Source organism: Actinacidiphila yeochonensis CN732 (assembly GCF_000745345.1).
GTDB lineage: Bacteria > Actinomycetota > Actinomycetes > Streptomycetales > Streptomycetaceae > Actinacidiphila > Actinacidiphila yeochonensis.
In genome coordinates, this window is sequence record NZ_JQNR01000005.1 from 505,853 (window position 1) to 528,900 (window position 23,048).

1 protein-coding gene (cut by both window edges) is annotated in these 23,048 nt (G+C 73.0%); it reads right to left on the reverse strand.

All 23,048 nt of this window come from inside a single coding sequence — locus tag BS72_RS14245, hypothetical protein (protein WP_157856226.1), on the reverse strand. Of the gene's 46,593 coding nucleotides, 8,458 precede the window and 15,087 follow it; the stretch shown corresponds to coding positions 8,459–31,506, spanning codon 2,820 (partial) through codon 10,502 (complete); the first complete codon in reading order (the gene reads right to left) occupies positions 23,044 to 23,046. The start codon and the stop codon both lie outside this window.

Genomic DNA, 23,048 nt, shown 5'->3' on the forward strand with positions numbered 1-23,048 from the left:
GAGGGCCTCCGTGGTGTTGAGGACGGTGTGGCCCAGGCCCTGGGAGGTGAGGCTGTAGCTCCAGCCCCGGTTGCGGCCGAAGGCGGCGCTGAACAGTGGGGCGATGCCCTTGGGCTGGACCGCCCGGCCGGGAACGAGCGCGGCCGGGTCGACCAGACCGGTGATGTTGTCGCGCACCACGGCCGTGGCGACGCTCTCCCCGCCGGACCCCAGGACGGCGGCCAGGCCGCCGCCCAGGTCCTCCCGGGTCGCGACGCCCTTGCCCGCGGCGCCCTGCGCCACCTGCAGGAACTCCAGGCTTCGCACGGACGTCCGGATACGGAAGTGTCCACGGAAGCGGCCGCCGCCCCGCAGCAGCGTGCCGGACCGGATCTTGCCTCCCGGATCACCGCTGGTGAGCCACCACCGGCTGCGGTTGCGCGCGGTGCGCTCGTTCAGCTGGTGCTGTGCCTCGGCGGTGATGTCCTTGACGGCGGCAGCGGTCAGCTTCGCACCGGTCAGCCGCCGTTGCAGGGCCGCCAGCGGCTCGGTCAGGTCGACGGCGTTGAGGACCTCGCCGCCCCTGCGCATCCGCTGCGTCCCGCTGTCGTCCCCCGGGGTCCGCGGGCGCCGTTCCACGTCCGGACGCGGCTCGTCCGGCAGGGAGAAGTCCTGGGGGAACTTCAGCCCCAGCCCGCGCTCGACGGTCGGCGGCCGGTACCGCGGACTCTGGTGCTGTTCCGTGCCGTTCACGAAGATCCGCAGCCGCAGGCCTCCGGTGAACTCGTTGGTGTCCCCGACGAAGAGCTTGCGGCCGTTGATGACGTTCCTGCGCGAACCCGCCTTGCTGGTCCTGGCCGACTCGCTCACGATCTGCGGCACACCCAGCACCGCCGCGGACGCCGCGGCCGAGGCGATGTTGAACGCCGAGTACAGCACCGCGTCGAACGCCTTGAACGTGGACTTCTCCCGCACCGTCTCCGTCGAGGTGCCGCTGAACGACACGTTGTACTGGCGCACCGGCGGCTGCCCGCCCACCGGCGGCCGGTACGCCAGCCCGTCCAGGACCGGCCGCAGCCACACCAACGTGCCGCCCTCGTCGATGAGTTGCCCGTTGAGCAGCAGACCCAGCCAGGCGTCGGCGGTCTTCTCCCCGTCGACGGTCCCCTTCTCGGTCACGACCCGCGTCAGCAGCATCTCCCGGACGGCGGCGTGGACCTTCTCCCGCTGACCCAACGTCAGGACATCGCTCAGGGACAGGTTCCGGAGCAGGTCGCTCGCCGCCTTGTCGGCTCGCTCCTCCGTCCACTCCGGGACCTCCGTCACCTCGACCTCGCCGAGCATGCCGTGTTCCACGTACCACGGCGCCCGAGGAGCGGCCGCGGCCTCCCCGGGCACCAGGGCGACGCCCTCCCCCGGCGGCGGAGTGACGACGATCCCGGGCACGGACACGGCCCCCGCGACCAGCGACACGTTCCGCTGGGCCTCGACCGCCGGCCAGGCCGCGTCCTCTGCCGGAGCCGTGCCCTCCGCCGGAGCCGCCACCTGCTCGGACCGCACGGCCTCGGCCGGTTCCGGCAGCGAGGAACCGCCTCCCCGGAGGACGCCCAGCTCCCGGCCCATCGCCAGCTCGACGATCCCCGCAGCCACCTCATGCATCGGCCGAGGCTGCGGGACAGCCCACCAAGCGCGCGGAAGCTCCTTGTACCGCTCCGCCACCCAGGCCGCACCCACCCGACCGCCGGTCCAACCCCGCTCACGACCCAGCCGGCGGTTCACCTCCTCCAACAGCGCCCTGTCCCAACCCCGCTTTTCCCTCTCAGCAACGTCCGGCGGCACCCCGTCCGGATCCTCAACCGGCCCATCCCCAACAACCTCGGAAATCTCGTCGTCAAGGGCGCTACCAGCAGCCGCCCGCGGCTGGACCCTCCTCTGCGCGTCCTGGACACGGTCAGGGCTGCTCCCGGTCGCGGCGGGCCGCGGCGATACCTGGCCGACTGACGGCAGGCCGGCGTCCTGTCGCGCCTCCGACAGGACAGGGGAAGCAGCGGGCGGGGCGGGGTGGATCTCTCCGTCGGGGGCGATCCACTGGGGCGCGTGGGGCGCCTCGTGGGGGAGGTAGCGGACGTGGGCGTCCAGGTGGTGCGCGATGTCCCGGGCCAGGGCGGCGGGGTCCAGCGCGGCGAAGGTGGCGTGCGGGGGCGGCGGGACCGGCGTGCCCGGGAGGCTGCCGGGCCGCGCGGCGAGGTGTGCCTGAACGGCGGTCACGACCTCGGCCGTGGCGGGGTTCAGGTGTGCGGCGGCGCCGGGGGACGCGGCGGCGGGCAGGTCCTCCAGGGCGGTGGCGTACGCGGCGGCGGCGTCGATCGACAGGACCTCGGCGGCCTGGGTTCCGGGGACGGCGGGCAGGACCCTGCCCAGCCGGTCGACGGCCCAGGACAGGACGGCGCGGTGCGCTTCGAGGGCGAGCGTGTCACGGTCCAGGGTGAGGGCGAGGCCGCGTGCGGTGCCGGCCCAGGAGTCGCCGAGGCGGGCCCGCACCATGCGGCTGACGGCGAGGTCGGCGCGGACGGCGTCGGCGCCGCGGGCCCCCGCCGCGTCGAGTAGCAGCGGGGTGAGGTCGAGGGGCCGGGCGGTCTCCGCCTGGCGCCAGCCCTCGTGCTGTCCGGCCGGGTCGCGGCGGACGGGCGTGAGCCGCGTGCGGAACTGGTCGACCTCGTCGCGTGACATCTCCAGGTACATCTCGCCGTTGATGGGATCGCTGGTGAACTCGCCCTCGGGCAGCGGGTCTTTGAAGATGCGCCGGCGGACCTTCTCGGCGTGCAGCCGCAACTGGACCCTGACGCGCACCAGCTGGGTGTCGCCCTGCTGCTTGACGTGCTGCTCGCGGCGGTAGTTGTTGGTGTCGCCGGCGGAGTGGGAGAGCGAGGTGAGGTGGTTGGCGCTGGAAGAGGCGGAGCCGGAGTCGGAGGGGTGCTCGGCGAAGGCGCTGCCGCCGTTGCCGTTGGCGGAGAGGTTCGGCTTCCACTGGTCGGTGCTCGCCGAGGCGGTGGTCCCGCTCTGGTGCTTGTTGTAGCGGCCGGTGCCGGTGCCGTCGACGTCGCCGAGCACCTGGAGGTCGTAGGCGCTGCTTTGCAGGTGCAGCCGCGCCCCGTGGGAGGAGCGGCCGGGCACGAAGAGGTGCTCGGCGATCTGCACCGTGTCGTCGGGGCCCAACCGGCCGAGCACGTTGCCCAGATGGGTGCGCGAGAGCAGTACCGGCAGGGAGGGGCTGCCGCGGTAGCGCTCGGAGTCGGCGCCGCTGCCGAACACCTGGCGCATCAGGCGATGCCCCGCGGGCAGGATGTCGGCGAAGGACACGCCGACGACGTAGGCGTCGCCCGGCGGCTTGGGCAGCCGGCGCAGGTCGCGCACCGGGTTCGGGGCGTACGGGTCGGTGAGCCCGGCCAGCAGGTCGGCCGCCGGATGCGGGCGGGCCTCGACGATGCCGCGCGGCAGCTGGAGCCGGGTGGTGCCGCGGGCGTGCGCGACTCTGGGCCTGTCCAGGCCCTTGGCGGCCCGGAACGCCCCGACAGCCGCCTCGTTGAGGGGGCGGCCCGCCATGTCGAGGCGGACGGCGGTGACGGTGAAGTGGTGCGGGACGTGCACCTCGTAGAGGCCGTTCCAGGCGTAGACGGTCTGCTCCTGCACACCGGCCTCGCTGTGGGTGGTGCCGCGGTGCGTCCCGCTGGAGGAGGCCAGCGCCGCGCCGCCGCCGCCGTGGGCCTGCGAGTCCCCCATCTTGCCGACGGTGACGCTCTGCACGTCGTCGCGCGAGGTGCCCACGGAGGTGTTGGTGTAGTGGTGGCTGTAGTTCTCCAGACCGGCGTCGGCCCGCTCGTCCACGATCGAGGGGCCGTCCAGCAGCCGGGCCCGCAAGGTCACCTTCACCACGTCGGCCAGCAGCCAGCCGACCTGGTTGACGAGGTAGAACTCGACACCGTCCGACGACAGCAGGTCCTCGTAGGCGGCGTCGTCCCGGCCCCGGCCGAAGAGTCCGACCACGGTGTCCAGGGAGCCCTGGAGGCGGCCGATGTGGCGGCCGTAGGTGTTCCACAGCTCGGGGCCGTGGGTGAGGAGCCCGGGGGCCGCCTCCTCCACCGCCTGGCGGAACAGGTCGGCCGTGGACCTCCCGCCCTCGTGGTCGATGCTCAGGACGTTGCTGTGGCCGAGCATGGCACCGCCCTCGTCCTGGCGGACCAGGTACTCCGGCAGCCTCAACGCGGCCAGCGGATTGCCCCGCTCATCGAGCGACAGGTCCTTGAAAGCGGCGTTGAAGGCGTCCCGGGCCTGGTCATCCCACACCACCGCCTTGCCGGCGAAGTGCAGCCCGCGCAGTTCCACGGCGTAGCCGCCGATCTTGGCCCGGGTGACGGGTTCGGCGACCTGGCCGCCGGTCCCGGTCCGGGTGACGGGTTCCGCGGCGTGGCCACCCGTCCCGGTCCGGGTGTCGGGTTCGGCGACCTGGCCACCCGTCCCGGTCCGGGTGTCGGGGGTGCCCTGCCAGCGGGCGAGGACACCGGCCACCGTGTTGGGGTTGAGCTTCAGCGTGCCCTTCGACCAGCGCTTCATGGCGTCGGCGAGCTGCTCGTGAGAGACGGGCAGGTCACCGCGCGCGTAGTGGCCCAGGGCCTCCGGCTCGGGCACCAGGTACATCACCTGACGGTCGCCGACCTGACCGCTGCCCGGCCGGTAGTCGGCCACGGCGAACTTGCCGTGGGCCTCGCGCATGGTGCTCAGGGTGAAGTCGGCGTGCGAGCGGTAGAGGTAGACGTGCGAGAAGCTGAGGGCGATCAGCTCCTTGGCTCCGGCGACGCCGTAGCTCTGCGAGGAGTTGAACTGCCAGCGCCGCGTCGCGTCGGCCCCGCCGGAGCTGGTCACCGTGCCCGCCGCGGCCGGGCCTCCGACGGTGACGTCAGCCTGAATCCACGACAGCGCCCGCCAGTTCGAGGTGCTGGTGGTGGACTGGGCCAGCCACAGCTTGATCAAACCCTGCACGAACGGCTTGGTACTGGCGCCGACGAAATCCGAACGGCCGAGATCGGCCCGCACGTTCACCGCGACGTGCGTGTCACGTATCAGGCCGTTGTCGAAGATCTGGTCCGTGGTCAGGGCGCCGAAGGCGGCCTCCTTGAAATGGGCGCGCAGGGAGGCGGTGATCGAGTCGTGGGCCCGGGCGGCCGGTCCGTGCGGCCCGTCCAGGTCGGCGCCGACGAGGTCGGACAGCACCTGGCGGAAGCCGGTGGCGTCCAGGTGGTAGATGACCGCCTGGTCCAGCACCCGGGCCGGCGTGCTGTCCTTGGTACCAATGGCCGATCCCTGCGCGCCGTCACCCAGCGGCAGCACCCGGACGATCGCCGGCTGGTCGCGGACCACCACCGGCTCCGGGTCGCGCCGCCCGGGGTTGACGCTGCCGGCCAGCCCGCTGTGCCGGAAGCTGATCGTGGCGGTGTAGGTGCTGGTGACCTTCAGCCGCAGGAAGTCGCCCCCGCTGTACTCCAGCAGCTCGGGCCGGTTGTTGAGGTAGAACACCGAGTCCGAGGCGGACCGTCCGAAGCTGAGGCCGACGCCCTCCGCGCCGCCGAGCAGGTGCTGGAAGTAGCCCTTGGCCCGCAGCGCGGCCGACACGCTCTGCCCGCCGCCCGCGGTGGCCGACGCGCTGTCCATGCCCATCGCCAGGTTGACCAGGTGGTGGTCGGAGGCGGAGTCGAGGAACTCCACCGGCCCGGTGGCACGGGCGGTGATGGTGATCCGGGCGGCGTCCACGTCGAACTCCACACCGGCGAAGCCACGCTGGCGGCGCAGTTCGAAGGTGAGCCCGTCCTGATGTATACGGTCATGGTTGACCGCCAGGCCGTCGACCAGGAACTTGCGCAGCAGGTCCTCGTTGTGGACCCGGCTGTCCAGGCCCGAGCCCAACTGCCACCAGGACCGGCCGCCGAGCGGGTTGTCCTGGTGCGGCAGCAGGAAACCGTGCCGTTCCAACTGCTCCGCAATCGCCTCATAGAGCAGGTCGGAGGTCTCCTCCTTCACCTCCACCAGACCCATACCGATACCGCGGTACTGCGTGGAGTCGGCCAGATGGGCCGGCAGGGCGCGCGGGACACGCTGCTCCTGCGTGGGCGCGTCTCTGATCGCCTCCGGGGCGTAGGGCACAGTGGCGCCGACGACGGCGCCCGGGTCGTACAGCGCCTCCTGGTCGACGGGGAAGCCGTGCCGGAACGCCTCCTGCCGCGGGATGCGCAGCAGCGCCTCGCCGTCCACCGGCTCGGTCAACCGGACGTCGCCGGCCCGGTCACGCCGGAGCTGGATCCGCGCCCGGTGCCGGAAGCTGCCGACATAGGCGGAGGTAGGACCGGTGAAGCGAGGGACCATCACCCACAGGCCGGTACGCGTCGAGCCGACCGACTCCGAACTGCTCCACGAGGTCGACAGGCTGAGATTGACGCCAAGCCCCGCACTCGGGTGGCTCGCCGGGGCGGGCAGCAGGTCGAGCTCCGCGGTCAACGGCGTCAGAGTGGAACTCTGGGAGAGGGTGTGGCCACCACCGATGCCGTCGATGGCCGTGCGCACGTTCTCCACATGGGCCTCACTGCTGGTGGCACCGACCACCTGCTCCGCCCCGGCGTTCAGCCGCTCGCTGTGCACACTGACCGTCGCCACGGTCCGCCCGTAGCGGTCGTGCAGCCGGAAGGTGTAGCCCCGGTCGCTGTTGACCGCCTCGTCGAGGAACGTCTGAAGGTTCCACAGCCGGTGCACCAACTCGTCCCTGACCCGCTGGTCCTCCGACAACGGCGTCCCGCCCTCCCCCGCCACCCGGACGATCTCGTCGAAGAGCCCGGGCAGACCGGTCAGGCCAGTGGCGAAGTAGTGGCCGGGAATCCGGTTCCGCAGCACCTGCGGCCCCGTCCCCACCACCTGCTCCCCCGCCTGGTCCAGGTAGGGCCGCCCCACCCACAGCAGCAGGGACTCGCCGAGCGGCTCGGCCACGGACCGCGGCTCCGGCCAGGCCGCCTGGCCCACCGGACGCAGCCGCAGCCGCCAGTTGGCCCGGTAGGACAGCAGGACCGGACCCCGGGAGTCGCGGTTGTCCTCGACGCGCCCGCGCTCGGCGTCGTCCAGGTGCGTAGCAGAGCGGCTGGAGACGTTCGCCGACCCGCCAAGGCTCGCACCGACGCTGAGCGCATGAATGATCCCCATCAGGCCGAAGCCGTAGCTCAGCGACACGAACCCGCGGGTGGCCGACGTGCCACCGGACCGCGTCTGGGTGTGACCGCCGGTGGCGAAGGAGGAGTTCACCGTGGCGGTGGCCCGGTACGCCTGCTTCTTGGGCTTCGTGAGGGAGCCGGTCGCGGCGTTCTGCTCCGCCTCCGACGCCCCGGACACCTCCGCCGCCGACGCCCCGTCCTCCTCCGCCTCTGACACCTCGACGATCGGCGGCAGCATGCGGCGCCCGTCCACGTGGCCGGAGCCCTCGTACGGGAGCGGGTCCGAGGGGTCCAGGGAGATCAGGGCCTCGACCGGTCCGAGCGGCACCAGCATGCCCTGGGGGCGCCCGTCGTCGTTCGCCACCATGAACTGGTAGTTGGACAGGAGCCGCTGCGGAAGCCGGTCCCACACCCCCTCGGGCACCGTGTGGCCGAGTTCGCCGACCCATTCCCGCAGCCGCTCCACCACGGCGGGGACGTGCGGCAGTTCAGCCCGCGGCACCCCCATCGTCCGCGCCCACCGCGCGGCACGCCGCGCGTCGCCCGTCGGCGCCGGCGCGCCCTGGCCGGGCGAACCGCCCGACTCGGCCGGATAATCCCCGCGAGCCTCCACACCGGCACCCAGGCCGACGATCAGGGCATCCCCCACCTCCGCACGCACCGGCCCGCCAGCCTGGCGCACCCCGGCGTCCAGGCCCTGCGGGGCACCACCCCGCAGGCGGCCCAGCTCCCGGCCCATCGCCAGGTCGACGATCGACCCAGCCGTCACAGACATCGGCGTGCGCAGGACACCCACACGCGAAGGACTCGGCAGCTTCCCGTACCACCCCGCCAACGTGGCCATGTCCATCAGGCCACCAGCCCAGCGCGGCTCCTTGCCCAGCAGGACGTTCACGTCCCCCAACAAGCTGTCGGCCCACGCCGGACCCGCAGCCGCCGGCACCCAGTCCGGCACCTCGGCCGACCCAGCCCCCTCGACCACAGTGATCTCGTCCGGGTCCACAACCTGCCGTGCGTCCGGGTCCACAACCCCACCCGACGACGAAACACCACTCGCGAGCCCAGAACGCCCGGCCGCCACCGCCGAGGGCACGTTCTCCTGAGCCTCTACAGCCCCCACGACGAAGCGCACCGCCGGAGGGGTGACCTGCCCGGACCGCGGGGCCCTCGGCCTCCAGCTCCGACCGCGGGCCTCTTCCTCCGGACCAGACTGGGACCCCCTTGAGCCAAAGGGAGACGGTGTCGCGGACACCGGCCCCTGAGGTGCCGACTGCGCAACGGCAGGCTGACTGCCCGGAAGTTCGAAGCCGACCTTCACCGCCGAGCCGCGTTGCGCATACCGCAACATGGTCCCCAGCCGATCCTCGGCCGCCTTCGGATCCCGTGCGCCATACTGCTGGACAAAGGTGTCCAGCATCCCGTCAAGGACCCGCCCCGACAGGGGGACGGCATCCGCGTTCTCCCCGACCCGCTGCCGCTCCAGCAGCCCCGCACCCTGCATGAGAGCGCGGAACCGATCCGAATCCCCCGAGCCCTGCCGGATATCCACATCACGGCCGAACGCCTGACGCAGCGCACGCACCCAGCGCAGCGCCCGCACCTCCCGGTCCGGCCACTCCACCGGCATCCCAGCAATGTCCGCGATCTCCCGCAGCCTGTCCCCCACAGGCTCCGGGTAATACACCTCATACCTGAAGCGCGGATTATCCGGATCGTCCATCTTGGCGAGCCGCGGGGGCCTCTCACCCAGGGGAGCCATGATGGTGTCAGCCACGGGCACGACGACGACGGTCCGGCGGTCGTTGTTGGACCGCTTCTGGTAAACCGGCAGGTACTCCAGGCTGTCTTCACCGTCCGGCCACTTCCCGAGTTGGCAGTACAGCAAATACTCGGGCCATTCGCTAGGCAGCCGCTCCAGACTCTTACTACGCAGCCCCAGACCGGCGATGTAATCGTCCTCGACGGGCTGCGCATTCTGGGTGCTCTTCCTCGGCATGTCCGCATGTCCACCCCGGCCGTGCCCTACCTCCACGTATGCCCGGGACAACGGGAACGGCAGGTCATGAAGGGGCCCTTCTTCCTCCTCGATATCCACAGTCCGGAAGTCGAAATACTTGACAGCGTCAGACATGTACCGGAACCCGTAGGCTACGCGAGTCATGTCCTGAGCAGTGAAGTAAGCCCGTCCGGTGAGACCTCGAAAATCGGATATCGGCAGCGTGTAGCTCTGCACGTCGCTCTCCGGGAACGCCGGCGACCCGTCGAGCGGCCGCACCATCACACCCGGATCACGGACCATACCGGGATAGCTGGGGAAGAACCCCCACGCCATCGCTTCCCGCCTGCCGTACCACACCATGGGGTGCACACTCTGCACACTCTGCACACTCTGGCCGCCCTCAGCCGACGCAGACGAGCGGAACCTGGCCTTCACATAGGTCATCCACCTCGTGGTAGCCGCCACCTCGGCGCGGAGCTCGACCCTCGCGTAGGTCGACCACGTCGTACTTCCCGTCACCTCCGCAAGATGCCGCGGCCAATCCGCTCGATCGACACCCGCACCATCGACCAGCAACACGATCGGGCTATTGGCGACACGCTCCGAGTCCCTGCGCAGCAACTCGTCCAGCACGGTGTAATGGACCCACCTGCCCAACACCTGAACCCGACCGGAGCGCGGATTCCTCCTGGCCACCACCCCATAGGCACCAGTACCCCACGCCGCCGGCATCACGGTCGGCCCCACTGGCTCGCTGGAAGTACCCAGACCCCGCACCGACATCAGGTCCAGGTTCAGCACCACGTTGGAGCGGCTGCCGCGGTCCTGCACGGTGAAGTCCCGTCCCGCGAAGGCTCCGCGCCCCGTCCTCACCTCCGTCGCCTCGCCCAACGCACCCTGCAACATCAGGAAATAGGCGTTGAGCGAGGCGTAGTTCTCGGCCCACCCTTCCTTCCTGGCACGGCTCACCCTCAACAGCAGGTCGATCTGGGCCTGCGCCGTCACCGGTACATTCGGCTCCCAACCCCACATCTGCCTGGCGGCAAGCTCCAAGCCCAACACGCTGTTGGGGGCGCTCCCCTTCGGGCGCATCCCCAGCAACACCGACAGCCCGTCGATCAGATCCGAGCGGTCCGTGCGGCGCACCACACCGGCACCCAGGCTCCGAGCCAGCGTGTCGAACAGGTCCCGCCGTTCCGGCGCGCCGCCCCGGAGGAAGCCCGGCTCCCGGCCCATCGCCAGGTCGACGATCCCCGCAGCCGCCTGATGCCTCAGCGGAGGCACCCAACGAGCATCCCGGGTGGACGTCAACCTCTCGTACAGCTCCGCCACCCTGGCCGCGGTCACCGGACCACCGGTCCAACCCGGCTCACGACCCAGCCAGCGGTTCACCGTCTCCAACAGCTCCGAGTCCCACCCCGGACCCCCACTCGGCAGCACCCAGTCCGGATCCTCAGCCGGCCCATCCCCCACAACCGCCGAGATCTCGTCCGGGTCCACACCCCCACCCGACGCACCGGCAGGCACCCCGCCCGACGGCGAAACACCACTCACGAGCCCAGAACGCCCGGCCGCCGGCACCACCTGCTCCGCCTCGGCCATGGGTGCCTGCGGGTTCGCCTCCCCGGCTGCCTTCTGGGCGGCCATCGCCTGCATCCCCAGGACGGGCACACCCAGCTTCTCGGAGAAGAGCGCGGCCACATTGCCCAGCCACCTCGCCGCGTCGGCGGGATGGAGGTCCGGCCGCGCCTCCGCGCTCATGTACTGGCCGGAGCTGGCGTTGACCGTCCACGACCTGAGATCGCCGTCCCAGCGGAGCTCGCCCGACACGCGACCCCGTCCGGCCACGGATTCCCCGCCCTGAGTGGGCGTCAGAATCAGTCCGGCGTGGTCCAGCCCGTCGATCCGGGACGTCAGCTGGTCCGCCGTCAGGTCGGGTTGGATCTCGCGCTCCGCTACCAGGAGCTGGTCGAACTCCGCCTGCGTCAGGGCGTCACTGCCCTTCGTCCTGCCCAGGACGATGTCGCCCCGCTCGTTGACGGTGTAGAGCCACACCGCCTCGTTGTCGGAGAGCAACCGCTCCGGGCCGGCCTCCTCGAACGGCACGACCAGCGGGTTGGGCCGTACCGTGCGGCCGGCTCGCACCGCTTCCACCGCCGCGCCGAAGCCGTAGTCCAGGGCGGCCGTGGCGGCGGCGCGGTCCTTCGCGGTCGGCCGGTACTCGGGCCGGCGCAGCTCCGTCAGCACGGAGGTCACGTGGGTACGCGCTCCGAGCCGGCCGGTGTCGATCAGCCCGCCGGCGCGGTAGGCGGCCCAGCCGGTCTCCGGGGCGGAGGTGAAGCGGTCGGCGGTCCGGCGGATACGGCCGGCGATCGAGTCGTCGGCCTTCGGCTCTCCCCGGCTGCCGAGCACGTCCACGGTGTAGGGGGCCAGCGGACGGCTGAGCGCCTGGGCGAGCGGCGCGGTCCTCGAACCGTGCAGGACGAGCCTGCGCGGGGGCTGCGTCCCGTCCGTGGTGAGCATGGTGACGATGGCGTCGGCGAGTGCCTCCTTCGTCATGGCCTTGCCGCGCAACGTGTACCGTCCGGCGGCGTCCGGGGAGCCCAGCGCGAGCACCCGGGTGCCGCCGGGCAGCTGCTTGAGCACGAGGGCGTCGGCGAGTTCGCCGTTGTCGCTGGGCAGGGCGTAGCCGGAGGGCGTCTCCTGCCAGGCGCGGCCCACCACTTCGGCCGTGGTGAGGTGGGAGAGGTCCGACCGGTTCTCCGCTGCGGCGGTGACGGCCTCGCCCCGGTCGGCGGCGGCATCACGGGAGGCGGCGGCGGCCTGGTCGGCGCGGTCGGCCTCGGCGGTGGTCTCGGCGAGCGCTGCCGTGGCCGCGTCGAACGCCTGCTCCGCCTCGGCCATGTGCTGCCGTGCGGCCTCGACCGCTGTTGTGGCCGCGTCGGCGGCCTCGGCGAGCGCAGTCCGGCTGTCGGCCGCCTGGCGGGCGGCCTCGGCGGCGGCGTCCGCCTCCCGGACCTGCTCGGCGGTGGGCCCGTTCTCCCGCGCCGCCTCGGATCGCCGGGCCGCCGCGTACCGGGCGGCCTCCGCCGCCGCGGCCTGGAGTTCCGCGACGCCACGGGGGTCGGCGGCCAGCGCGCCCGCCAGCGCGTCCGCGGCCGTCCGCTCGGCCCGGATGGCAAGGCTCGCGGCGAGGACGGCCTCGTCCGAGGCGGTCCTCGTGCGCGTCACCTCGTCCTGCTGGTGCGCGCGCTTGGCCTGGAGTTCCGGCGCGGCGCTGCCTGCCTCGACGGCCGTCCGGTGCACCGGCTGGGCGGGGTCGACCAGCAGGTGTTCCACACGGCTGGCACGGGTGCCGTCGTAGTGCACGAGGGCCAGGTCGACCAGGGCGCCCGCCGACACGGCTAGCCCCCGGGCGGCGGCCAGGAAGTCCTCGCCCGTCGTCGTGCCGTTGAGGTCGGCGACCAGGCGCAGCGGCCGGCCGTCACCGGCGTTTCCGGCCTCCGTGGCCGCGGCGCGCCGCCGGGCCTCCGCCTCGCCCAGTCGCGCGATCGCGGCGTCCCGGGCGTCGGCGTCGTCCGCCAGCTGGACGGCGCCGGGGTGGACGACCTGGGACGGGAAGCGTTCCGCCAGCTCCTCGGCCCACTTGACGGGGAGCAGGCCCTCGAAGTCCTCCTCCTGCCGCACTTCGAGCGCGTTGCCGCGGGGGCCGCGGACGACATAGCTGAACGCGCCGCCGTACGGCTGGGTCATGCCGCGGAAGTTGCGGTTGTTCTCGACGTAGTCGCCGGTGGTCGCCGCCGTCTCGGTGCCGAACCTGACGGAGGGCCCGATGCCCGGCAGGCCCGCCCCGATCAGGTCGCCGGCGCCCAGGGTGACGTCGGCGGACAGGCCGGTCGTCCGCTCGTGGGTGTGCTCCGGCTCGTCCGCCCGCTCCTTGAACGTCATACCGCTGTAGTCCGCGGCCATGCCCTTGGGCCGGACCACGCCGACCGTCACGCCGAGGGAGATCACCGGTTCGTTCGGCCCGTCGGTGATCAGGGCGTGCCGGTGCTCGAACAGCAGCGGGGCGTTGTCGCGCACGTTCCGCTGCCGGAGCCGGGTCCGCAGTTCGACCGAACGGTCCATGGTCGGGCGGAACGCCTCGATGTCGGGGACGCGGGGCGCGCGGCCTTCCGGGGCGTGGTCGAAGGCGTAGTCGGTGATCTCCTGGCCGAGCGTGGTGAGCGGGGCGTACTCGACGACGTGCTCCAGGCCGGGGAAGGTCAACGGCTGGAGTTTCAACGCCAGTTCCTGCTCCAGCGCGCCGGGCCTGCCGACGGGTACGCGTTGGACCTGCGGCTCCGCCGTGGCGCCGTCGCCGTCCTCCTCGGTCGCCGCCGGGGGCGGGCCCTCCTCGGTGAGGTTGCGCGGGATGACCGTGCGCAGCGGCACCGACACCCAGTCGTCCGACGCCACTGCGGCGGCCTCGGTCACTCCGTCGGCGACCTCGCCCGACGGCACCGCGGCGGCCCCGCTGTCCCCGTCAGCGGCCTCGGTCACTCCGTCGGCGACCTGTGCCGACGGCACCGCGGCGGCCTCGGTCTCCGCCTCGGTCTCCGCCTCGGTCTCCGCCGCTGCGGCCTCGGACGACGCCGGAGCAGCCGCGCTGTCCCCGTCCGCGGCCTGCGCCGGCTTCACCGGCCGCAGCGTGACCACCGGCGTCGGGCTCTGCGCGCTTCCCAGGGCGGGGATGCGGCGCAGCGGCTCGGGCAGTTCGAGGTCGGTGTAGATCCTGATGACGAGGTCGTCGAGCGTGCCGGTGAACTCCTCACCCTCCCCGTCGGTCTCGGGCGCGTTCGCGCCACGGGGCACGGGGTTGGTCCGGCGGATGTCGCGGTCGACCACCGTGCTGCCGATCCCGGTCTTGCTCTCCCGCGTGTACTCGGCCTTGGCCTCGCCCTGGCCGTAGTTGACGAAGTCGGCGGAGTACATCCCCTCGGCGGCGGCCTTCAACGACAGACCGCTGGTGGTGACTTCACCCTCGGAGGTCTGGGTCAGGGACTGGCCGCCCATGGTGACCACGCCGTTGTCCCGGGTGCGCAGGTGCGCGAACTCCCCCGCGCGGGCGGTCACGGACACCGTCCACTGCCGGGTGGTGCCGTAGGAGTCGGGGAACTCGTACCGGTTGACCATCCCCACGCCGCGCAGGTCGTCGGGGTGGGTCCTGAGCGCGTCGGTGTCGTACGTGGCGGTCAGCGAACGCCAGGTGTCCGAGGCGTCGTTGAGGTGGGTCGCGGAGACGCCGGCGTCCTCCAGGCCGGCCGCGATCGCGCCGAGCACGCCCTTGCCCACGGGGACGTCGATGGGCTTGCCGCTCCTGCCGCTGCCCCGGAAGGCGACGGTCTGGTCGCCGAACCACAGGACGCGGCCGGCAGCGAAGGCCGTGTCGTGGCGGTCGATGTGCCGCTTCTGCGTGTCGCGGGGACCGGGCGTGAACCAGTCGGTGTCCTGGGCGTGCTGGAGGTCCTCGCGCAGGGTCGCCGTCATCGACAGCTCCGCGCTGTTCTCCAGCAGCAGGTTCGCGTCGCGCCGGGTCGGTTCGCTGTTGCGCGTGCGGCCCCTGACCTTGTCGGCCGCCTTGGCCAGCGGGCCCGCGTCCACCGGCTGGCGCAGGCTGGTGAACTCCAGCACCAGATGGGCCCGGCTGAACCAGGCGGCGGACCGCTCGCCGCCCGGCTCGGTGAGGAGGGAGACGTCGATGCTGCCCAGGGTCTCCGACTCCTGGGTGCCCCGGCCCCAACCCATCTGGCCCTCGACGGAGGCACCGACGCGCGGGCCGATCACGGCGCGGCGGCTGCCGCTCTCGTGCTCTCCCGAGGGCACTCCGAAGCGGAGGACCGGACCGAGGCCGCCGTGCGTCTCGACCCCCCACAGGGAGGAGCGGACGGTGGTGGCCCTGAGGTCGGCCTCGCCGTAGCTCTCCAAGGAGACGCCCGGCGCCCGGAACTCGGCGTCCGGATCGCCGGGGACCAGGTGGCCGCGGATCGTCAGGGAGGCGTCCACGGGAGCCAGCAGCGGGTTCCAGTGGCTCTCCCTGGGCAGCGGCACCACGACCCCGCCGGTACCGAACAGCTGGTTCTGGTTGGCGCGCAGGAACCCCTCGGTGATCGCCTTCTCCACCTCGGCGACGTACTTCGGGTCGCGCCACAGGTCGGTCCGCTCGGGGTCGTCGGCGGCGTGCGCGGTCACCAGGTTCTCGGCGGCCCGCACCGCGGCGCCCAGCCCGCTCATCGTCATGTGCAGGCCGTCGGTGCCCGTGGCGGCGAAGTCGATCGTGCCCTTCTTGTCCTCCAGCAGTGTGGCGACGTCGGACGCGTCCAGCTCGGTCGCCCGGCCGGCCGTGGCCGCGATCTCCTTGAACGCGTCCTGGAACGCGGGCGCGGCCGCGGTCCCGGCGTCGGGCCGGAAGGCCGGGTGGACGATGGCCGGGACCCGGACGTCGGCCCCGGAGATGATCCGGCCGGCCTTCCTGGCCGCGTGCCCGCGAAGGGCGGTGAACCTGGGTGCCCAGCGGGTCTCGGTGACGGTGACCTGGTAGAGCGCCTCGTAGTCGGGCCGGGCCGTGTCGGCGTTCGCGCCGCGCAGCCGGCTGTACCCCTTGGTGCTGTCGGACAGCGCGGTGCGGAGGTCACGGGAGTACTCAAGACCGGCGCCGATCTCACCCATGTCCAGCCGGTGCGCGGTGCCCTCGATGGGCAGGTGGACGGTGGCGCCGCCGTCCACGCCGACCTTCCAGCGGCGGGTGACGTTCCGGGTGCTGGAACGGCTCCCCTTGGTCTGGTGGTCGATGGCCAGGCCGGTCTCCTTGGCTATCTCCGCACCGCGGTCCAGCAGCACCTGCCGGACCGACCACTCGTACGTCCGGCCGCCCACGGCGAACTTCCCGCGCAGCCCGGTGTCGAAGCCCCGGCCCCGCGCGGCACGCACCTTCGGCGCGCTGGTGTTCACCTGGAGCAGCTTGTCGACGTCGGCCCGCTCGCGCACGGCCAGCTTCGCCCTGCGGGCACGGGGCAGCCGCGCTGCGGCGGGGTCCGGCCGGTCCTCGCGCCCGGCACCCGCGGCACCGGCCGCCAGGTCGGAACGGCGCAGCCCGTACCGCGCGTTGATCATGCCGTAGACGATCGACCGCAGCTCGGTGTTGATCCGGTCCGCGCCGGGCAGCTCCTTCAGCGCGGCGCTGCCCAGGTCGGTCCGCGCCGCCAGCTCCGGCGTCTCCGTGAGCGGGTCCGCGGCGAACTGGGCCCGCCGGACGTGGCCGGTCTTCACGCCGTCGGACGGCCCCCACACCACGGACCGCAGCAGCCGGCCGTCGGCGTGCAGCGTGTACTCCTCGCGCATCGGCCGCGAGATGTCCACGCCGTCGTCCCGCACCACGCTGACGGCCGTGGCCTCGGCCTGGCCGCTCCCCCCGGCGGCGGCCCTCGTCTCGCGGTGGACGGCGCGGGCGTTCAGCCCCGGCAGGACGGTGCCGAAGCCGTCGACGATCCGCACCACGGGGTCGGAGACCAGCATCCGCACGAGGACGTCGACCGGCAGTCCGTCGAAGCCGGCGCCGCCGTTCTCCGAGGCCCGCGCGTGCTGCCGCTGGAGCTCCAGACGCTGCGCGGCCTCCAGACCTGCAAGGTCGGTGACGGCGTCCCTGAGCACGGCGGCGGCCGGGCTCTCCGGGTCGACGACCAGTTGCAGGCCGGTCCTCCCGGCCTGGCGCAGCAGCCCGGTCAGCGCCGCCGCCGAGGGCGATCCCGCGGCGTCCGCCGCGTTCGCGGTGCCCCAGGCGGGCACGTCCCCGGGCTCCCAGCCCCAGACCACGCGGCCGGCGACGTTGAGCACGTAGCCGGTCTCGGGCAGACCGGACCGCTCCGCCAGTCGCCACGGGGACCGGAGCGTGGTCAGTTCGAGCTCCGACGCCTGCTCCAGCCCGTCCACCTGCGGCCGGACGCCGGGCAGCATGCGCTCCGGGTTCCCGGTGACCAGGGCGACCGGCCGCTTCACGGTCGTGGGCGCGGTCGTGGGCGTGGGCGTGGGCGTGGTCGTGGACGCGGATGCCGTCGCGGACGCGGACGCGGCCTCCGTCGCGGCCGTGGCCTGGGTCTTGGCCGTCCTGAGGATGTCCTGGATCGTCCTGACGGGTGCCGCCGCGGCCTGGCTCACGGCGGTGGACGCTTCCGCCCGCCGGGCAGGGTTCGGCATGGACCCCTGGTTGCCGCGCCGAGTCGCCCACCCGCTGCTGATGCCGAACTCGTCCACCACGAACCCGTAGGCGAGGTCGGGCGCGTACGGGTCGCCGGCCCCGGCCTCGGCCCGATCGGCACGGACCTGCCCGGCACCGGCGGACGCCAGTTCCACCGCCCCGTCGGGGGTCGTCGCCGGACGCGGGGCGCGGGTGAACGTGACCCTGTGCGGCGCCGCCCCGGTGACGGCGTCGCCGAGCTCGAACACCGACAGGTCGCGGCGGCTCTGGAGTTCGGCGAGCGCGACCGTCTCATCGGGGCCGAAGACGTGGCCGTGCGGCACGTGCAGCGCGACCTTGCCGTCGAGCGTGTCCAGGTGACGCGCGATCTGCGCCATCTGGGCCGTGGTGAAGCCCGTGCCGCCGTGGTCCGGCAGACCGGCCTCGGGGAACGGGCTGACCGCCTTGTGCCGCTGCCACAGCGCGACCTTCCGGCGCAGCCGGGCCATCCGGGTGGACCATCCCCCGGCTCCGGCGGCCCGCTGAGAGGGCTGCGCCTGCGACGGCGACTGCCCGGCTGTCTCCTCGGCCTGGGACCGCGACGGCGACTGCCCGGCCGACGCCACGGTCGCCGCCTCGGCCTGAGGCTGCGACGCTCCCTGCCCAGCCGTCTCCTCGGTCGCCGGCGCGGCCTGGATGGCGGCCAGGAAGGCGTCCGCCTGCTGCTCCGGGACGAGGATCTCGGCGTCCAGCAGCGCGTGGAACGGCTGGCTCACCGAAGGGGTGCGCAGACCGTTGGCCCGCGGAGCCCAGCGCCCGTTCGCTTCCAGTTCGCCTTCCGCCCGCAGCACGGCCCGGAACCGGCGCTGCGGCCCGTTGTGGATGACGGCCGTCTTCGTCTGCCCCTGCACGGCCGACTGCACGGCGCGGCCGGAGCCGAGTTCCGCGGAGAACGGGTGGACGGAGGCGGCGACGCCCTGGGTGAAGAGCACGCTCAGGCCGAGGCTGACACCTGCCCGCTGGCCGTGGCCGGTGGAGCTCTCCACCGTGGTGGTCTCGGCGATGTCGTTGCGGATGCCGCCCTCGGCGGCCGTGCCCCAGTCCTGCACCGACACCAGGCGTGCGTTGACCTTCACGTAGCCGTTGAAGTCCGCCGTCACCAGGGTGTTGGACACCAGGGAGCCCGTGAAGGTGTACTCGCCGCGGTCCCGCAGCGACTTCTCGTCCAGGATGTCGGAGGTCGCGGTGTCCATCACCGAGGGCGCGCCCTCGACCGAGACCGCCCTCGTGGTCAGCAGCGCCTGGAGGAAGGCCTGTTCCAGCGCCGTGGTGTCCACCGCGCCCAACGTGCGGTCGAAGCCCTCCATCGCCGCCGGATTTCCCACCTGCAGCACGGGCTTGGGCTCGGCCGGATCGGCCGCCAGGACCGTGGCGTGGCGCGCGCGTACGGACGTGCCGGTGACGCCGTGGTCGGCCTCGGCCGTGGCACCGTCCTCGGTCACGGCCCAGAAGCTGAGCCGCACCCGGTGCGCGGCGTCGGTGCGCGCGGCGTTCGTGGGCCGGCTGCCCGCCTGCACCTCCTCCGCGAGGGTGTGCTCCGTGCGGACGGACGACCCGACGGACGGCTTGACCGAGCCGATGACCGTGGACAACGCGCCGTCGGTGAGGCGGCCCATGCCCTCGGCGAGGATGCCGATGCTGACGTCGGTCTCGTGGGAGGCCGACTGGATGTAGGAGGTGTCGCCGTACTTGGAGACGCCGAACGTCAGCACTGGGTGCTTCTCCGGCTCGTCCAGCTTCTCCGGGGCCTCCAGGCCGAACCGCACGCGGACGACCACGCCGTCGTGGCTGACGGTGAGGCCCGACCGCAGGTGCCTGGTCCACTCCTCGACGTCGACCGACTCCAGGGCGTCGATCAACGTCCCTTCGAGCTTCTCCTTCAGCTTCGGCGCGAGCCAGCCCGTCCTGCCCGGGTTCGCAGCGGACGTGCTCGGGGACGTGAGCGGCTTCTGGCCGAACGCGGCCACCGCCGCCTCCGCCTGCTCCACCGCGTCGGCCGGCCGGGTGACCGACACGACCTCCATGTCCCCGAGCGCGTTGACGCCGCCCGAGCCGCGGATGTACCAGGGCACCGGCGACGGGGCCGCCGGCGTTTCCCCGGCCTGCGGAGGCGCCGACGGGACGGTCTCCGGCGCGGTCCCGCCCGGCACGGAGGAATCCGCCCAGTCCAGCACCGCCGCAGACTGTTCCGCCTGCAGGGAGTCGGGCAGCGCGTCGACGATCTCCGGCACCCGCTCGGCCACGGACTTCAGCACGTACGGCACCGACTGCGCCTCGTCGGCCGACTGAACCGACTCCGTCTCACCGGCCTCCGAAAACGCCGACGGGACGACGAACTCCGGCACGTTCCCGCCCGGCACGGAGGAATCCACCCAGTCCAGCACCGCCGCAGACTGTTCCGCCTGCAGGGAGTCGGGCAGCGCGTCGACGATCTCCGGCACCCGCTCGGCCACGGACTTCAGCACGTACGGCACCGACTGCGCCTCGTCGGCCGACTGAACCGACTCCGTCTCACCGGCCTCCGAAAACGCCGACGGGACGACGAACTCCGGCACGTTCCCGCCGGGCACGGAGGAATCCACCCGGTCCAGTACCACCGGAGACTGTTCCCCCTGCGTGGGGACGGGCGGCGCGTCGACGATCACCGGCACCCGCTCGGGCACGGACTTCAGCGGGTATTCCGGCACCGACCGCTGCCCCGCCACCGGCGACTCGGTGAAGGACTCGACCGGGGGGGTCCAGTCGTCGACGCCGGTCGCGTCCGGCAGGACGGGCACGCCGAGTTCCAGGCTGAGGCGGTCGGCCACGTTGCGCAGCCACCGCTGCGCGTCCGTCCGGTCCGGAGCCGGCCGATCGCGCATGAGAGCGGAGTCGGCGGTGACCGTCCACGCCTCCGCCTCGTCGCTCCAGCGGAGCCCGCCCGACACCCGGGCTGTCCCACCGGCGAGCCCGGCGTGGTCGTGCCACTCGACACGGTCCGCCAACTCGTCCGCATCCAGGTTGTGTTCGAACGCGTGCGCGTCCGCCAGCAACTGGTCGAACGCCTCCTGCTCCAGGCCGGCGTCGGGCCTCCTGGGGCTCACGACCAGGCTGCCCTGCTCGCTGACGCTGTAGAGCCAACCGGTCTGCCGGTCGGCGTCCATCTGCTGGAAGAGTTCGTCGACCGTCCGAATGCGCTGCGAGGTCCGCCGCTCCTCCGCGGTGTCCCGCAGCAGGTCCTCGACCGCGTTCTGCCTCGCCGCCACCGGCCTGCCGTAACCACGGTCCAGGACCTCCGGGCGGGCCGTCGGCCGGCCGGAGTCCCGCACGTCGCCGTCCCGCACACCGGCCCGCGGGTCCGGCTGGCCGAACAGGCCGCGTCCCTCGGTGAACCCGTCAGCCCCGCTGTCGGGCCGCCGCACCGGGGACAGATCCGGCTTGACGGTCACGCCGAGCTTGTTGGAGAACCGGACGGCCACGTTGCGCAGCCACCGCTCCGTGTCCGCCGAGTCGGAAGCCGGCCGATCACGCATGAGGGCGGAGTCGGCGGTGACCGTCCACGCCTTTGCCTCGTCGCTCCAGCGCAGCTCGCCCGACACCCGGGCCGTCCCGTCGGTGAACCGGGCGTGGTCGTGCCATTCGACACGGTCCGTCAACTCGTTTGCACGGAGCCGTGGTTCGAAGGCGCGCGCGTCCGCCAGCAGCTGGGCGAACGCCCCCTGCTCCAGGCCGGCGTCGGACCTCCTGAGGCTCACGACCAGGCTGCCCCGCTCGTTGACGCTGTAGAGCCAACCCGTCTGCCCGTGGGCTATCTGCTGGAAGACGTCGTCGAGTCGAATCCACCACGGCATCTGGCGCTCGGCCGCGGTGTCCCGCAGGAGGTCCTCGACCGCGTTCTGCCTCGCCGCCGCCGGCCTGCCGTAACGGCGGTCCAGGACCTCCGGGCCGACCGTCGGTCGGCCGGAGTCCCGGACGTCGCCGCCCCGCACACCGGCCCGCTGTTCGGCGGCCCGGCGGCTGCTTCCCCGCAGACCGGACGGCTCCCCGCCGGAGAGCGCGTGGTCGCCGTCCCGCGCCGACTCCGTGTCCGGGCGCTCCTGGACCGGCGCCGGGGTGCCGTCGGAAGGAGACTCGGAAGGGGACTCAGAAGCGTCTGAAGCATCGGACGAGGGGGACTCGGCGGAACCGGACTCGGCCCCCTCGCCCGCGCCGGTCGCATCGCCGTCCCGCGTCGGCGACGTCCGGGTCGGCGGTGCGGAGACGTCCGTCCGCCGGCCGGTCGTCTGGACGGCCCGGCCACCGCCGTCCACGCCATCGAGGTCGTCCAGATCGTCCAGGCCGTCCAGGTCGTCCGCGACGCCGTCCTCGATACGGTGCGTGGGTGTGGGCGTGTCCCGCGGCGACCACTCGCCGGAGAGCGTTTCGGGCCCCCACAGCGACCGGTGAGCCCGGCTCCACGCCTCGCCGGCGACGTCCTTGGCCTGCTCCAGCCGCTCCAGGTCCTGGTCCTGGTGGGCGGACCGGGGCTCGCCGAGGTCCTCGGCGATACCGTCGAAGGTCAGTCGCGCGTCGCGCAGGGAACGCGCCGCGGCCGTCTCGTAGTCGAAGTGCGCGGGAAGGTCGCGGGTGATCCGGTCGACCAGCCCTTCCCACTCCCACACGGCGCCGGACACCCGCTCCGGCAGGTCGCCGACGCCTTCGAAGGCCCGGTCGTAGGCGGACCGCATCCGCTGGCCCAGCCCGATCCGCGCCTGCCCCATGCCGCCGTCGCCGGCCGCGTCGATCCTGCGGCTGGAGAACTCGCCCGCCCAGTCCTGGTACGCCTTCGTGAAGACCCGGTCGATCCTGGCCTCCATGCTCTCGCGCACGGCGGTCACCAGAAGCGACGTGTGGATCCGGCCAAGGTCGGTCAGCGCTCCTGCCGCCGCGTTCCAGTCCTTCGCCGCCGCGGCCCGCTCCGCGGGCGACTGCCTGTCCTCGGGGAAGGTCTCGTCGAAGAGCACCTCCGCGACGGCACGGCCGGACTGCCGGAACTCGTCCTGGGTCCGCACGTCGAGGCTGAAGTCCTCCAGGCCGAGGCGCGAGCGGGCCTCCGCGACCTGCGCGGTCCGGCCGAGGTTCCACTCCCGGAACGCCGCGTCCGCCGTGTCCTCCGCCCGGCGCACGGCCGCTTCGCGCGCGGCCTGGCGGGCGAGGAGTTCGGGCAGCCGCGCGGTCACCCTGACGTACCGCGCGTGCCACCGCTCCGCGCTGGTCGCGGGGCGGCGGATCTCCGCCAGGCTGGTGCCGGCACCGGCCGCGTCGTGGTCGGCCGCCGTGCTGTCCGCTGTGCTGTCCGCCGTGCTCTCGGCGGCCGACCGCGCGTGCTCCTCCTCGGTGGGCACGTCCCTGAGCTGCCGGGTGAGCGACTGCTCGACGGCGGCGAGCCCGGACTCCGACACCCTCGGCTCCCGGACGCCCAAGGTGTCCGGGAGTTCCTCGCTGTGCGGCTCCCGCCGGTCCCCGAAGTCGCGTGCGGCCCGCGCCACCGCGTCGTGGACGAGCGCCCGTCCGGCCAGGTCCGCGGCCTCCC